This window comes from Mesocryomonas lacus (genome assembly GCF_055730135.2).
The window spans coordinates 337,774-351,951 of sequence record NZ_JBUZWE020000003.1; the positions used below are offsets into that span (position 1 = coordinate 337,774).

Sequence of the window (14,178 nt, forward strand, 5' to 3'; positions counted from 1 at the left end):
GACTGCGCTCCCGTACCTTGCCTTAGGCGCCGACCGTAAACGTTCGCTTAACCCTACCGACAGGCAACCCTCAAATGTCTCGGGAAACCTGTTCACGCCCTGGTTAAAAGGCGCGTCTTCCATTCATTTCAAGCTCGAACGATGTAAAACCGTTACAAACCAGTCGTCTAGGCGGGCAGCTGGGCTGGAAATCCGGCATTTCAATGCCGACCCGCCTGCAAAACCACAGATTTTCCCCTGGTATGACAGGCCCCATAGCGCTTTTCGAATCAGATTGCGATTCTTTAGTAGGCCTTTGTCGCGCGACCCGACAGAATGCCGAAACCGTCGATCAGAGCCTCCGTGCCGCTGAGGGTGTCAATTTCCCGCTTCACCTCGACGACGTGGGCGTAGGCCGTCTCAGACGGCTGACGTCCCAGTGCTTCTTCTGCGCTGCGGAGCTCCTTATTTAGGGAGCGGAAGCGGTGATGCAAGTGAAGCGCCTGGCGCACCGCCTCGCGCGCATCCTCGGGCGCCGCCGTCTCCAGCACGGTCCACAGGCGGAGCTCGCGCAGCCGCTGCTGGTAGGCCTCGTAGATCGTGCCAACGCCCTTCGCCGGCAAGTGCGAGAGCAGCTCCTCGCGCGAGGTCGGATGGTGCTCGGCATAAATGTCGAGCACGGCCGAGCGCAGATGGGCGAGATCGCCCGCCGGCAGTTCCAGATCCGCGAAGTAGTCGAAGGCCTCGTGGAACAGCAGCGGATGGTTGACGAAGCCGATGACGATGGTGACCTCGCGCAGCGCCGCATCCTGCAGCCCGGCGCGCTTCATCAGGCTCGACCGGGTCAGCCGGTCGGAGACCACGGACCGGCGCATGCCGCCGCCCGGCTTGCCCGGCCCATTCTCCCCGCCTTGCCGCTGCCCCTTGGCGAACCGCTCGCCGCCATTTCCGCCGCCTTGCCCCTTGCCCGAGGAGCCGCGCCCGGATCCGAAGAAGCTGCGCAGCCGGTCCTCGACGTCCTGCAGGTAATGGCGCCGCACGCTCTCGTCGCCGACGACACGGGCCAGCGCCTTCAGCCGGTGCTCGAGATCGGCGCGCCGCTCGGGCGTGTCGAAGCTGCCCCCCGCGGTCTCGCGCATCCAGAGAAGGTCGGCGAGCGGACGGGCCGACGCCATCACCTCGCGAAACGCCTCGGGCCCGTTCTCGCGCACGAGGTCGTCGGGGTCCTTGCCGTCCGGCAGCAGCGCGAAGCGCAGCGAGCGGCCGGGCTTCAGCAGCGGCAGCGCCAGCTCGGCGGCGCGGTGCGCGGCCTTGATGCCGGCGGCGTCGCCGTCGAAGCAGAGGATCGGCTCGGCGGCGTTGCGCCAGAGCAGTTCCAGCTGACGGTCGGTCAGCGCCGTGCCGAGCGGCGCCACGACGTTCTCGAACCCCGCCTGGTGGAGCGCGATGGTGTCCATGTAGCCCTCGACCACCACCAGCGTGCCGGCAGCCTTGGCGGCGCGGCGGGCGCGCGCGATGTTGAACAGCGTCGCGCCCTTGTGGAAGACGTCGGTCTCTGGGGAGTTCAGATACTTCGCCGAGATCTCGGACGACAGCGCCCGCCCGCCGAAAGCGATGATCCGCTCCTGCGCGTCGGCGATGGGAAACATCACCCGGTCGCGGAACCGGTCGTAGGAGACGGCGATGCCCTCGCCGTGCACCACCATTCCGGACGCCTCGACCTCGGCCTTGCCGACGCCCCGCCCAGAGAGGAACTCCTTCAGACGGTTGCGGCTGTCGGGGGCGTAGCCGAGGCCGAACATCTTCTGCGTCGCCGGGTTGAGGCCGCGGTCGCGCAGATAGGCGCGCGCCTTGGCGCCGTCCGCCTCCTGCAGCACGCCGGCGAAGAATTCGGCCGAAAGTTTTAGCGCTTCAAGGATGGTCGAGCGCTGCTCGTCGCGCTTTTCGGCCGCGGCGTCTCTTTCGGGCAAGGCCAGCCCCGCCTCGCCGGCCATCCGCTCGACCGCCTCGGGAAACGACATTCCCTCGGCTTCGACAAGGAAGCGGAAATGGTCGCCCGAGACGCCGCAGCCGAAGCAGTGGTAGCGGCCCTTCTGGTCCTCGCAGTGGAAGGAGGGCGACTTCTCGCTGTGAAAGGGGCAGCAAGCCCAGAAGTCTCCCTTGCCGGGCTGCGACTTCTTGCGGTCCCAGGTGACGCGCCGACCGATCACGTCGGAAATCGGCACCCGGTCGCGGATATCGTCGAGGAAGCTCGGGGAGAAGCGCATGGGTCTTTCGGAAGCTTGTGAGGCGCAGCCATACCACGCCGACCGTCAACATGTGGTGTCTGCCGGGGGTTGTCACCGCGATTCACAGGCGGCAGCACGGCAAAAGCATGGCGCTCCCCTCGCGCCGGCGGTTAGGTAGCGCCCTCACCCCGTTTGGATCCGCCATGCTTGCAGCCCTCACCGCCATCTTCGTCTGCCAGCTTGCCGGGGAGATGATCACCGTCGGGCTCGGCCTGCCGCTGCCGGGGCCGGTCATCGGCATGGCGCTGCTGTTCCTTTTCCTGGTGGTGAAGGGCTCGGTCCCCGCCGCGATCGGCAAGGCCGGCGACGGGCTGCTGCAGCATCTCTCGCTGCTCTTCGTGCCGGCGGGCGCCGGGATCATGATGCATGTCGGCCGGCTCGAGGAGAACGCGCTCGGGCTTGGGGCGGCCCTCCTGTTCTCGACGCTCGCGACGATCCTCGTGACCGCGCTCGTCATGCGGGCGATGACCGGGGGGCGCCGCGATGCCGACTGAAACGCTGCACGACGTCTGGGTCTACCTCGCGGCCTCGCCGCTGCTCTCGCTGACCTTGACGCTGGTGCTCTACAAGCTCGCCTTCGCCGTCTATCGCCGCTCGGGCTTCGTCGCGCTGCTGAACCCGGTGCTCCTAACGGTGATCATGGTCGTCGCGCTGCTGGAGGCGACCGATACGCCCTACCAGACCTATTTCCAGGGTGCGCAGTTCATCCATTTCCTGCTGGGGCCGGCGACGGTCGCGCTGGCGATCCCGCTCTACCGGCAGTTCGAGCGCGTCCGGCAAAATGCGCTCGCGGTGGTCGCCAGCCTGCTGACGGGATCGCTGACCGCCATGGTCACCGCCGTCGGTATCGGCTGGGCTTTCGGCGTCGACCGGGTCAGCCTGATCGCGCTGGCGCCGAAATCGGTCACCGCGCCGGTCGCCATGGGCATTGCCGAAAAGCTCGGCGGCGTGCCCTCGCTCACCGCCGTCTTCGTCATCGCCACCGGCATTCTCGGCGCCTCGCTCGGGACGGTCGCGCTGGATCTCTGCGGCATCCGCAGCCCGATCGCCCGCGGCTTTGCCATGGGCACGGCGTCGCACGGCATCGGCACCGCCCGCGCCTTGCAGGAGAGCGAGATCGCCGGCGCATTCTCGGGACTCGCCATGGGGCTCAACGCCCTCGCCACCGCGATCCTGCTCCCGGTGCTCTGGTCGCTGCTGTTCTAAGAACCCTCAACACCTGGCACAGGCGATGCTGCCGGGGCGAACCGACCGGCAGCATCGACGGCGCGTGTCAGCTCAGCAGGCGCTTGACCACGCCGTTGGCCTTGCCGAAATCCATCTGCCCGGCATGGCGCTCCTTCAGCGCGGTCATCACCTTGCCCATGTCCTTCATGCCGGCGGCGCCGATGTCGGCGATAACCGCGGCGATCGCCGCCTCGGTATCGCCTTCGGCCATCTGCTGCGGCATGAAATCGGCGATGATGGCGATCTCCTCGCGCTCCTTGGCGGCGAGTTCCGGACGCGCGTTGTCCTCGTAGATCTTGGCCGACTCCTCGCGCTGCTTCGTCATCTTGCCGAGGATCTGAACGATCTCGTCCTCGCTCGCGGCGTCGCGGCCCGAGCCGCGGTTGGCGATGTCCTTGTCCTTGATCGCGGCGTTGACGAGCCGCAGCGTGCCGGTGCGGGTCTTGTCCCCGGCCTTCATCGCGTCCTTCAGGGCATTGGTGATCGTGTCGCGCATGGTGGCCTCCTCGGCTCTGTTCTTGTTCTTGGTTCTTGTTCTTGCTGCGGCCGCGGGCACGTGGCGCCGCCTCGTCCGGGGGGCCGGAGAGCCCGGCCGGAGCGTCGCGTCCCGGCGCCTGCGGCCATGCCGGCGTGTCGGTCCGCGATGTAGAGTGACGGGGAAACCCGCGCAAGAGACTTGCAGTTCACGCGGGGAAGGTCGATATCCCAGCGGATGCACATTCTTCCTGCGCCCGACCGCGCGTGTCTGCCCGGCTTTCCCGCCCCGGCAGGGACGCCTTTCCCCGCAGGACTATACACCGAGAGGGCACCGCGATGACCGAAGGCTGGACGAAACGCAAACCGACCGCGCTGCTGGTCCTCGCCGACGGCACCGTCATCGAGGGCGACGGCCTCGGCGCCATCGGCGCGACCGAGGGCGAGGTCTGCTTCAACACCGCGCTCACCGGCTACCAGGAGATCCTGACCGACCCCTCCTACGCCAAGCAGATCGTCACCTTCACCTTCCCGCACATCGGCAATGTCGGCGCGAACGACGAGGACACCGAGGACATGGTGCCGGCGAACGCGCATGGCGCCGTCGGCTGCATCCTGCGCGCCGAGGTCTCCGAGCCCTCGAACTATCGGTCGGCCGGTCATCTGGATGCCTGGCTGAAGAAGCGCGGCGTCATCGCGCTGTCGGGCATCGACACCCGCGCCCTCACCGCCCACATCCGCGACAACGGAATGCCGAACGCCGTCATCGCCCATGATCCCGACGGCAATTTCGACGTCGAGGCGCTGAAGGCGCGGGCGAAGGCCTGGTCCGGCCTCGTCGGCCTCGACCTCGCCAAGGACGTCGCCACTGGCCAGTCCGTGGTCTGGGAGGAGAAGCCCTGGGAGTGGAACGTCGGCTATGCCAGCGAGGCAGAGCCCCGCTACACCGTCGTCGCCATCGACTACGGCACCAAGCGCAACATCCTGCGCCTGATGACCGGCCGCGGCGCGCGGGTGATCCTGATGCCGCCGACCGCGACGGTGGAAGAGGTCATGGCGCACAAGCCCGACGGCGTCTTCCTGTCCAACGGCCCGGGTGATCCGGCGGCAACCGGCGTCTACGCCGTGCCGACGATCCAAGGGCTGATCGACACCGGCGTGCCCATGTTCGGCATTTGCCTCGGCCACCAGATGCTCGCGCTGGCGCTCGGCGGCCAGACCTCGAAGATGCACCAGGGCCACCACGGCGCCAACCACCCGGTGAAGGACTTCACCACCGGCAAGGTCGAGATCGTCTCGATGAACCATGGCTTCGCGGTCGAGTCCGGTTCGCTGCCGGAGACGGTCGAAGAGACGCACATCTCGCTGTTCGACCAGTCGAACTGCGGCCTCAAGGTCAAGGGCGCGCCGGTGTTCTCCGTGCAGCACCATCCCGAGGCCTCGCCCGGCCCGCAGGACTCGCACTACCTGTTCAACCGCTTCTTCGAGCTGATCGACGCGCACAAGGCGGCCTGACCGGCCCCTCAAAACCGCTGCTTACGATGAAGGCGCTCGGGTCACCCCGGGCGCCTTCAGTCTTTCATGAACCTCATCTATGCAGCCTCAGAAGCCGGCGGACGAACAGCCGCAGGCCGCAATAGAAGGTGGCGTGGCGGTGGAGATCATCGCGGTCGCGATCCCCGCCATAGGCGCTTCGGGCGAGGATGATGTCGACAAGCATGGACATGCCTTTCTCTAAACGGAGAGATACGCCGGGCCCGGAACAGGTGGTCGGCGGACGGCTTCATGCGGGAATGCGAAGAGGCAATAGTGACCATAATGTGCACTTCGTGCGCCGTGTCAATGGACATAAAGGCGCACTTCGTGCATATATAGCGGAGATCGCTGAACTGGGGCTTGTCGCCCCGTCCGGCATCTGGAAAGGCCTGCGGCAGCGGCCCTCGGCTGCGCCGCGCCATGGCATGACAACAGGGCTGGGAGCTCAGATGCAAGCGGAAGATTTTCGGAGCTGGCGCAAGGCGCTTGGCTGGAAGCAAAAGGACGCCGCCGAGAAGCTCGGCCTCAAGAAGCGCGTCATCCAGTATTATGAAAAGGGCGATCGGGACGGCAAGCCGGTCGAGATCCCGAAGACGGTCGAGCTCGCCTGCCTTGCCGTGACGCTCGGCTACACGTCCTATGATGGCCGGATGGCCGAGACGATTTCCCCGCCTGAGCCGATCGAACCCGCCGAAGCACCGTCGGACGAGCCGGCTGCGGTCGCGGAAACCGCGCCCGAGAAGGATGCGACCGAGAAAGCGGAAAAGCCACCGGCAAAGCCGCGGGCGAAGGCCAGGGCCACAACGGCAAAGCCCGCAGCCAAGGGCTGAGCCCGGCGCGGGAAAACCGCGGATCTTCAGCCGGCATCGGCACGAGCGCCTGGCAGGCGGCGCCTCGGGATGCCGGCTGTCTTTCTGCCCTTTCGCTTCCGCCGTCTTTTGCCTATAAGCCGGCCTTAGCCTGAAGAATCTTCCAAGCCCCCGAGCGGTCGCGTTTTGCGCGACCGTATTTTCGCGCGGAAACTGGACGCCGAGGAAAGACCCGCCATGCCGAAACGGACAGACATTCGCTCCATCCTGATCATCGGCGCGGGGCCCATCATCATCGGTCAGGCCTGCGAGTTCGACTATTCCGGCACCCAGGCCTGCAAGGCGCTGAAGGAAGAGGGTTACCGGATCATCCTGGTCAACTCCAACCCGGCGACGATCATGACGGATCCGGACCTCGCGGACGCGACCTATATCGAGCCGATCACCCCGGAAGTCGTTGCCAAAATCATCGCTAAGGAGCGGCCGGACGCGCTGCTGCCGACCATGGGCGGCCAGACCGCGCTGAACACGGCGCTGTCGCTCCGCCGGATGGGCGTCCTCGAGAAGTACAATGTCGAGATGATCGGCGCCGATGCCGACGCCATCGACATGGCCGAGGACCGCGCGCTGTTCCGCGAGGCAATGAAGCGGATCAACCTCGAGACGCCGAAGTCGCTGCTCGCCAACGCCACGGAAGCGAAGAGCGCCGACAAGAAGGCGCAGGAGGAGAAGAAGGCGCAGATCCTCGCCGGCGTCACCGACGAGGCCGAGCGCACCGCCATCCTTGCCAAGCTCGAAGCGGACTGGATCGCCGGTGAGGGTGATCGCAAGCAGCGCTACATGGGCCGCGCGCTCGCCGCTGCCGCCACGGCGCTGGAAGAGGTCGGCCTGCCCGCCATCATCCGCCCGTCCTTCACCATGGGCGGCACCGGCGGCGGCATCGCCTACAACCGCAACGAATTCTTCGAGATCGTCGAGGGCGGCCTTGACGCCTCGCCGACCACCGAAGTGCTGATCGAGGAAAGCGTCCTCGGCTGGAAGGAATACGAGATGGAAGTCGTCCGCGACAAAGCGGACAACTGCATCATCGTCTGCTCGATCGAGAACATCGATCCGATGGGCGTCCACACCGGCGATAGCATCACCGTCGCGCCCGCCCTCACCTTGACCGACAAGGAATACCAGGTGATGCGCAACGCCTCGATCGCGGTGCTGCGCGAGATCGGCGTCGAGACCGGCGGCTCCAACGTGCAGTTCGCGGTGAACCCGGCGGACGGGCGCCTCGTCGTCATTGAGATGAACCCGCGCGTCTCGCGCTCCTCGGCGCTGGCCTCCAAGGCCACCGGTTTCCCGATCGCCAAGATCGCCGCGAAGCTCGCCGTCGGCTACACGCTGGACGAGCTCGACAACGACATTACCGGCGGCGCGACCCCCGCCTCGTTCGAGCCGTCGATCGACTACGTCGTCACCAAGATCCCGCGCTTCGCTTTCGAGAAATTCCCCGGCGCCGAGCCGCTGCTGACCACCGCGATGAAGTCGGTCGGCGAGGTCATGGCGATCGGCCGGACTTTCGAGGAATCGCTGCAGAAGGCGCTGCGCGGCCTCGAGACCGGCCTCACCGGCCTCGACGAGATCAAGATCCCCGGCATCGGCGAGGGCGACGACAAGAACGCCATCCGCGCCGCGCTCGGCACGCCCACCCCCGACCGCCTGCTGATGGTCGCCCAGGCGCTGCGCATGGGCACCTCGGAAGAGCAGGTGCACCAGTCCTGCAAGATCGATCCCTGGTTCATCGCGCGCATCAAGTCGCTGATCGATCTGGAAGCCAAGGTGCGCGAGCACGGCCTGCCGGACGACGCCGAAAACTTCCGCTTCCTGAAGTCCGTCGGCTTCTCCGACGCCCGCCTCGCCACGCTGATCGGCAAGGAAGAAGAGGACGTCTACGCCCAGCGCGCCAAGCTCGACGTGCATCCGGTGTTCAAGCGCATCGACACCTGCGCGGCCGAGTTCGCCTCGCCGACGCCCTACATGTACTCGACCTATGAGCGGCCCTTCGCCGGCGCCTTGCGCTCCGAGGCCGACGTCTCCGACGCCAAGAAGGTCGTGATCCTCGGCGGCGGTCCCAACCGCATCGGCCAGGGCATCGAGTTCGACTATTGCTGCTGCCATGCCGCCTTCGCGCTGAAGGATGCGGGCTATGAGGCGATCATGGTCAACTGCAATCCCGAGACCGTCTCGACCGACTATGACACCTCCGACCGTCTCTACTTCGAGCCGCTGACCGGCGAGGACGTGCTGGAGATCCTGCGCCTCGAGCAAAGCCGCGGCACGCTGCACGGCGTGATCGTGCAGCTCGGCGGCCAGACGCCGCTGAAGCTGGCCGAAAGCCTGGAGAAGGCCGGCATTCCGATCCTCGGCACTTCGCCCGACGCGATCGATCTCGCCGAGGACCGCGACCGCTTCCAGCATTTCCTTAACGACCTGAAGCTGCGCCAGCCGAACAACGGCATCGCCCGCTCGGTCGACGAGGCCCGCGTCATAGTCGAGCGCGTCGGCTATCCCGTCGTCATCCGCCCGTCCTACGTGCTCGGCGGCCGCGCGATGGAGATCGTGCGCAACGGACCGCAGTTCGAGCGCTACATCACCGAAGCGGTCGTCGTCTCCGGCAAGTCGCCGGTGCTCATCGACAGCTATCTGTCGGATGCTATCGAGGTCGATGTCGACTGCTTGTCGGACGGGACCACCACCTTTGTCGCCGGCATCCTGGAGCACATCGAAGAGGCCGGCATCCATTCCGGCGACAGTGCCTGCTCGCTGCCGGTGCATTCGCTGTCCGACGCGATCGTCGACGAGCTGGAGCGCCAGACCCGCGAGATGGCGATCGCGCTGAAGGTCGTCGGCCTGATGAACGTGCAGTTCGCCATCAAGGGCGAGGAGATCTACGTGCTCGAGGTCAATCCGCGGGCCTCGCGGACCGTGCCCTTCGTCGCCAAGACCATCGGCTCGCCGATCGCCAAGATCGCCTCGCGCATCATGGCCGGCGAGAGCCTCGACGACGCCTTCGCGGCTTATGGCGGCAAGCCGAACTGGCGGACGCTGAAGCACATTGCGGTCAAGGAGGCGGTCTTCCCGTTTGCGCGCTTCCCCGGCGTCGACACGCTGCTCGGGCCGGAGATGCGCTCGACCGGCGAGGTCATGGGCCTCGACACCAGCTTCGCCGTCGCCTTCGCCAAGTCGCAGCTCGGCTCCTCGATCGACCTGCCGACTGCGGGGACGGTGTTCATCTCGGTGCGCGACGGCGATAAGGAGCGGGCGCTGGCGCCGATCCGCAAGCTCTTCGGGCTCGGCTTCCGCATCGTCGCGACCGGGGGCACGCAGCGCTATCTTGTCGAGCAAGGAATCGCGGCCGAGAAGATCAACAAGGTGCTCGAAGGCCGCCCGCACATCGAGGACGCCATCCGGAACCGCCAGGTGCAGCTGGTCTTCAACACCACGGAAGGCGCCAAGGCCTTGTCGGATTCGCGTTCGCTGCGCCGCGCCGCGCTGATCCACAAGGTGCCCTACTACACCACGCTCGCCGGCATGATCGCGGCCTCCGAGGCGATCGAGGCCTTGAAGGCGGGAAGTCTTGAAGTGCGGTCCTTGCAGTCTTACTTCACCGCCGCTTGAATCGGCCGCTGCGGCCGAGGCGGGGAAACTCGCTCGGCCGGCAGGCCTTGGCGCGGCGGCTGACTGCCATACTTGTCCGTCTATAGAACGGGATGTTTGACAGGCGGCTGGGTCCGCCGCATCATTCTCCCGTGCGGCTTCGCAGGGCCGCCAATCTTGATTTGCCGCTGGTTCCGGTCGGGTTTCCGCCCGGGACCGGTTTGTTTTGTGCGCCGGGCTTCGCCCGGTCGATTGAAAAGTGATCACCGGCCCGAGGGCCGGCGGTCTGAAAGGGTGAGGGCATGGAAAAGGTCCCGATGACGAGTGCAGGCTTCGAGACGCTCAAGGAAGAGCTGCGTCGCCGCCAGCAGGAGGAACGTCCGCGTATCATCGCGGCGATTTCGGAAGCCCGCGCGCACGGCGACCTCTCGGAGAATGCCGAGTATCACGCGGCCAAGGAGTCGCAGAGCCTGAACGAGGGCCGCATCTCCGAGCTCGAGGACTTTACCGCGCGCGCCGAGGTGATCGACGTCGCCAAGCTGTCGGGCGAGAAGATTAAGTTCGGCGCGACGGTCAAGCTGATCGACGAGGATACCGAGGAAGAGAAGATCTACCAGATCGTCGGCGACCAGGAAGCCGACGTGAAGCAAGGTCGCATCTCGATTTCTTCGCCGATTGCCCGCGCCTTGATCGGCAAGGGTGAAGGCGACACGGTCGAAGTGGCGGCGCCCGGCGGCGCGCGCTCCTACGAAATCATCGAGCTGCGCTGGGGCCAGCGCTAAGGCGCGGGTCTCCCCTTCCCGGGAGATCGCCCGGGCCGGACGAGATGATTTGATGGATATCCGTGACGTCGAGGTGATAGCCCCGAACTTCAAGCGCCGCCTGTCCGGCGTCACCTCGACGATCATCCAGCTGGTGCCATTGCAGCGCCAGTCGATCGGCATCGCCACGCTCGGCCCTGGCCTGCCGGATCACCTGCCAAAGCTGCGCTGGCCGCAGCTCTTCGGCCTGTGGTCGAAGCCGGCACGCCGGCCCTTCCGCATCTGGCATGCCCGCCGCAACACCGAGATGCTCGGCGGCCTCGTGCTGCGCGATTTCCTGCGCATGCGGCTGAAGCTCGTCTTCACCTCCGCCGCCCAGCGGCGCCACACCGTGTGGACCCGCTTCCTGATCCGCCGCATGGACGCCATCATCGCCACCAGCGGCCGCAGCGCGGCCTTTCTGGAGCGGCCTGCAACGGTTATCCTGCACGGCATCGACCTCGACGCCTTCTCGCCGGTCCCGCGCAAAGAGCCCTCCCCGGCCCTGCGAAAACTCGAGGGGCGGCTGGTCGTCGGTTGTTCCGGCCGGATCCGGTACCAGAAGGGCACCGACGTCTTCGTCGCCGCAATGATCGCGCTGCTGCCGCAGCATCCCGAATGGACGGCAGTCGTGACGGGGCGAACGACGGCCGAGCACGCGGACTTCGAGAGGGAACTGCGGGACAAGGTCACCAAAGCGGGACTTACTGAGCGCATTCTTTTCGTCGGCGAGGTCGATGACATCGCCGCCTGGTTCCAGCGTTTTGACCTCTACGTCGCACCGCCCCGCAACGAGGGCTTCGGGCTGACCCCGCTGGAAGCGATGGCATCCGAAACGCCCGTCGTCGCATCCGATGCCGGCGCGTTTCGCGAGCTGATCGTCGAGGGTGTGACCGGCAGTGTCGTCCCGGTCGACGATGTCGGCGCCATGGCGGCGGCGATCGAGCCTTACCTTGCCGATGGCGCGCTGCGTCATGCAGCGGGCCTCGCTGCCCTTGCGCATGTGCGGGCCAAGTTTCCACTGTCGCGCGAGGCCGCGGAGATCGGGGCCGTCTACGAGGGGCTGTGGTCCGCCGGCAGCTGAAACTCGGCCTCGACGATGTCGACCAGCCGGTAGCGATGGCCGAGCACCCGCCGGGCGTGCTCCCCCATCAACCGGAACTGTGTCGCGGCGCGGCGGAGGTGGAACGGCAGGTTCTCCCGCGTCACCGGCAACCGCCCGCGCGGGACCTGGATCGACGTTGCCGTCGGGATCGGCACGGGAAGGCCGCGCTCCGCCAGGAGATGCACCTGCATCGCTAGCGCCGGCTCGACCTGGAAGGAGGCGAGTGCCTTCAGGCCATGCAGGAAGGCGTCGACCGGGGCAGCCCCGCGCTCCGCCCGGAGCAGCAGTTTGCGCGCGCCCGCAGGCCAGAGCAGATAGGCGGCCGAGCCGGACTTGTCGCGCGCGACCCCGAGCACGGACAGGCCATCGCGGAGCTTGCGCCGCTCGCCGGTGAGGAAGCGCCGGCGTTCGAAATTCTCGAGGTTCAGGAGATCGACGCCGGCAAGGCCCGCGACCTGATCGAGAAGACTCGGGAGCCGCGGCGACAGCATCACGTCGTCCTCGAGCACCAGAACAGGGTCCACGCCATCAGCGATCTGGCGCCACAGCGCCTGATGCGACAGGAAACAGCCGAGTTCCGGCTTGGTCAGCGGACGCTCCCAGGAGCGGCCGATCCTTGCCGCCGTGGCATCGGTGATCTCGGCGGCCTCGACCGCCGCCATTCGCTCGAGCCGCAACCCCAGCCGCTCGCCTTGCCGCTCCATGAACCGGCGCCGCTCGGCCGCGCGCCCGAGATTGATGAAGACGCTCCGCACCGGCGATAGGGCCCCGGCAGCATCGCCACCCGGCAGAAGCTCGGCTTCCCCTGGCGAAAGCGGCGGCGGGCTGTGGCTCGGCATGGGGCCCCATTCAGGCAGGATCAGGATCGGTCGCCTCGGCGATTGCCCTCCTCTAGCCGGGATGGCGGGGGAGCGAAACCCTTCCCGCCTTCACCAGGCGGTCGCCATCCGGCGATCTCCCGGCCGCAAGCGGACCGTCTCCTCCACCGCTTCCGCCGGCTGTCGTGTTGTCAGTGCCGGTGCCCCCGGCTATGGAAGACGCCAGCCTTGAAAGCGCCCGACCGCACGGCCATTTCAAGGCGTCCCGCCTCTCCTTGTCCGAGTTGCAGATGACCGAGCGCCACGCCCCCGTCCTGATCATCGGTTCCGGCCCCGCCGGCTACACCGCGGCGATCTACGCCGCGCGGGCGATGATGAAGCCATTGCTCGTCGCCGGCCTGCAGGAAGGCGGCCAGCTGACCATCACCACCGATGTCGAGAACTATCCGGGCTTCGCCGACCCCATCCAGGGCCCGTGGCTGATGGAGCAGATGAAGGCGCAGGCGCTGCATGTCGGCACCGAATTCGCCAGCGACCTCATCGTCGAGGTCGATCTCGACCGTCGGCCCTTCCGGCTGCGCGGCGACAGCGGCACGGTCTACACCTGCGATTCCCTGATCATCGCGACCGGCGCCCAGGCCAAGTGGCTGGGCCTCGATTCCGAACAGCATTTCCAGGGTTTCGGCGTTTCGGCTTGTGCGACCTGCGACGGCTTCTTCTACCGCGGCAAGGATGTCGTCGTCGTCGGCGGCGGCAATACGGCGGTCGAGGAGGCGCTCTACCTCTCGCATATCGCCAGTTCGGTCACCGTCGTCCACCGCCGCGACAGTTTCCGGGCCGAGCGAATTTTGCGCGAACGGCTTGCCGCCAAGGACAATGTCAACGTCATCTGGAACGCCGAGGTCGACGAGATCCTCGGCACGACGACGCCGATGAAGTCCGTCACCGGCATCCGCCTGCGCGACCGCATCTCCGGCGCCCTGACAGAGAAGCCGACGCATGGCGTGTTCGTCGCCATCGGCCACGCCCCGGCGGTTGAACTGTTCACCGGTAAGCTGCGGCAGAAGGACTCAGGCTATCTCTGGGTCGAGCCTGGCACGACCCAGACCTCGGTGCCCGGCGTGTTTGCCGCAGGCGACGTCGCCGACGACGTGTTCCGCCAGGCGGTAACCGCTGCGGGGCTCGGCTGCATGGCCGCGCTGGAAGCCGAAAAGTGGGTGGCCGCCGCGGCCATGGACGAGGAACGGCAGGCCGCTGAATAGCCCGGCGTTAAACGACCACGCCGTTTAGTAGCCAGACATTAATCCTTAAGATCGAAATCAAGCTTCGCACCTCGCGTGGTTTGCTATATCGGCCGTCGGAGCGTCCTGCAGCGGGGCGCCGCACCGTAATTCCGCCTCACCTTCCTCCGATGCAATGGCGCGTCTGCGATTAGCCGACCCGGCTGAGCGCAGGTCCGAGCGGGCAACCTGTCGGGCAAGGATCGAACGGCGG

Annotated in this window: 12 protein-coding genes; 8 read left to right on the forward strand and 4 right to left on the reverse strand. The window is 66.8% G+C overall.

Features of this window, described 5'->3' with window-relative positions; translation table 11 throughout:
- Nucleotides 1-284: 284 nt before the first annotated feature.
- Entirely contained in the window at nt 285-2,246 is a 1,962-nt protein-coding gene (dnaG, locus tag ACZLZY_RS06730) for a DNA primase (protein WP_472932910.1), read from the reverse strand.
- 164 nt (nt 2,247-2,410) lie between these two features.
- Between dnaG and ACZLZY_RS06735 the strand changes: the two genes are divergently transcribed.
- Complete coding sequence (locus ACZLZY_RS06735; RefSeq protein ID WP_472932912.1) at nt 2,411-2,761, forward strand: CidA/LrgA family protein; 351 nt, start codon at nt 2,411-2,413, stop codon at nt 2,759-2,761.
- A complete protein-coding gene (locus ACZLZY_RS06740; protein ID WP_472932914.1) occupies nt 2,751-3,473 on the forward strand; it encodes an LrgB family protein in 723 nt (240 codons plus the stop codon). Before ACZLZY_RS06735 ends, ACZLZY_RS06740 begins: the two co-directional genes overlap by 11 nt.
- Nucleotides 3,474-3,540: 67 nt before the next feature.
- On the opposite strand, the gene ACZLZY_RS06745 is transcribed toward ACZLZY_RS06740, so the two are convergent.
- Nucleotides 3,541-3,990 carry a GatB/YqeY domain-containing protein gene (locus ACZLZY_RS06745; RefSeq protein ID WP_472932916.1) on the reverse strand — a complete coding sequence of 150 codons (450 nt, stop codon included), beginning with the start codon at nt 3,988-3,990 and terminating at the stop codon, nt 3,541-3,543.
- A gap of 317 nt (nt 3,991-4,307) precedes the next feature.
- Between ACZLZY_RS06745 and carA the strand changes: the two genes are divergently transcribed.
- Entirely contained in the window at nt 4,308-5,483 is a 1,176-nt protein-coding gene (carA, locus tag ACZLZY_RS06750) for a glutamine-hydrolyzing carbamoyl-phosphate synthase small subunit (RefSeq protein WP_472932918.1), read from the forward strand.
- A gap of 73 nt (nt 5,484-5,556) precedes the next feature.
- On the opposite strand, the gene ACZLZY_RS06755 is transcribed toward carA, so the two are convergent.
- Nucleotides 5,557-5,694, reverse strand: a complete 138-nt coding sequence (locus ACZLZY_RS06755; RefSeq protein WP_472932920.1) for a hypothetical protein — start codon at nt 5,692-5,694, stop codon at nt 5,557-5,559.
- Here ACZLZY_RS06755 and ACZLZY_RS06760 point away from each other — a divergent pair.
- The 4 genes from ACZLZY_RS06760 (at nt 5,687) to ACZLZY_RS06775 (ending at nt 11,845) form a co-directional block, all read left to right on the forward strand.
- A complete protein-coding gene (locus ACZLZY_RS06760; protein ID WP_472932922.1) occupies nt 5,687-6,334 on the forward strand; it encodes a helix-turn-helix domain-containing protein in 648 nt (215 codons plus the stop codon). The genes ACZLZY_RS06755 and ACZLZY_RS06760 overlap by 8 nt on opposite strands.
- 216 nt (nt 6,335-6,550) lie before the next feature.
- The gene (gene carB / locus ACZLZY_RS06765; protein WP_472932924.1) at nt 6,551-9,982 is read left to right on the forward strand and encodes a carbamoyl-phosphate synthase large subunit; all 3,432 of its coding nucleotides are present in this window, start codon (nt 6,551-6,553) and stop codon (nt 9,980-9,982) included.
- A 281-nt stretch (nt 9,983-10,263) separates the two neighbouring features.
- Nucleotides 10,264-10,743, forward strand: coding sequence for a transcription elongation factor GreA (gene greA, locus ACZLZY_RS06770; protein ID WP_472932926.1), 480 nt, complete (start codon nt 10,264-10,266; stop codon nt 10,741-10,743).
- Between the two features lie 49 nt (nt 10,744-10,792).
- Nucleotides 10,793-11,845: a glycosyltransferase family 4 protein gene (locus ACZLZY_RS06775; RefSeq protein WP_472932928.1), complete on the forward strand. Its 1,053-nt coding sequence runs from the start codon at nt 10,793-10,795 to the stop codon at nt 11,843-11,845.
- On the opposite strand, the gene ACZLZY_RS06780 is transcribed toward ACZLZY_RS06775, so the two are convergent.
- Nucleotides 11,815-12,705 (reverse strand): glycosyltransferase family 25 protein, encoded by an 891-nt coding sequence (locus ACZLZY_RS06780; RefSeq protein WP_472932930.1) that lies wholly within the window; start codon nt 12,703-12,705, stop codon nt 11,815-11,817. The genes ACZLZY_RS06775 and ACZLZY_RS06780 overlap by 31 nt on opposite strands.
- Nucleotides 12,706-12,974: 269 nt before the next feature.
- On the opposite strand from ACZLZY_RS06780, the gene trxB reads away from it, so the two are divergent.
- A complete protein-coding gene (gene trxB / locus ACZLZY_RS06785) occupies nt 12,975-13,946 on the forward strand; it encodes a thioredoxin-disulfide reductase (RefSeq protein WP_472932932.1) in 972 nt (323 codons plus the stop codon).
- Nucleotides 13,947-14,178 lie beyond the last annotated feature (232 nt).

Coding starts and splice junctions, on each gene's coding strand:
- ACZLZY_RS06780 (WP_472932930.1), bottom strand. CDS start 12,705: ATGCCGAGCCACAGCCCGCCGCCGCTTTCGCCAGGGGAAGCCGAGCTT.
- ACZLZY_RS06760 (WP_472932922.1), top strand. CDS start 5,687: ATGGACATGCCTTTCTCTAAACGGAGAGATACGCCGGGCCCGGAACAG.
- dnaG (WP_472932910.1), bottom strand. CDS start 2,246: ATGCGCTTCTCCCCGAGCTTCCTCGACGATATCCGCGACCGGGTGCCG.
- ACZLZY_RS06745 (WP_472932916.1), bottom strand. CDS start 3,990: ATGCGCGACACGATCACCAATGCCCTGAAGGACGCGATGAAGGCCGGG.
- ACZLZY_RS06755 (WP_472932920.1), bottom strand. CDS start 5,694: ATGTCCATGCTTGTCGACATCATCCTCGCCCGAAGCGCCTATGGCGGG.
- ACZLZY_RS06735 (WP_472932912.1), top strand. CDS start 2,411: ATGCTTGCAGCCCTCACCGCCATCTTCGTCTGCCAGCTTGCCGGGGAG.
- carB (WP_472932924.1), top strand. CDS start 6,551: ATGCCGAAACGGACAGACATTCGCTCCATCCTGATCATCGGCGCGGGG.
- greA (WP_472932926.1), top strand. CDS start 10,264: ATGGAAAAGGTCCCGATGACGAGTGCAGGCTTCGAGACGCTCAAGGAA.
- trxB (WP_472932932.1), top strand. CDS start 12,975: ATGACCGAGCGCCACGCCCCCGTCCTGATCATCGGTTCCGGCCCCGCC.
- ACZLZY_RS06740 (WP_472932914.1), top strand. CDS start 2,751: ATGCCGACTGAAACGCTGCACGACGTCTGGGTCTACCTCGCGGCCTCG.
- carA (WP_472932918.1), top strand. CDS start 4,308: ATGACCGAAGGCTGGACGAAACGCAAACCGACCGCGCTGCTGGTCCTC.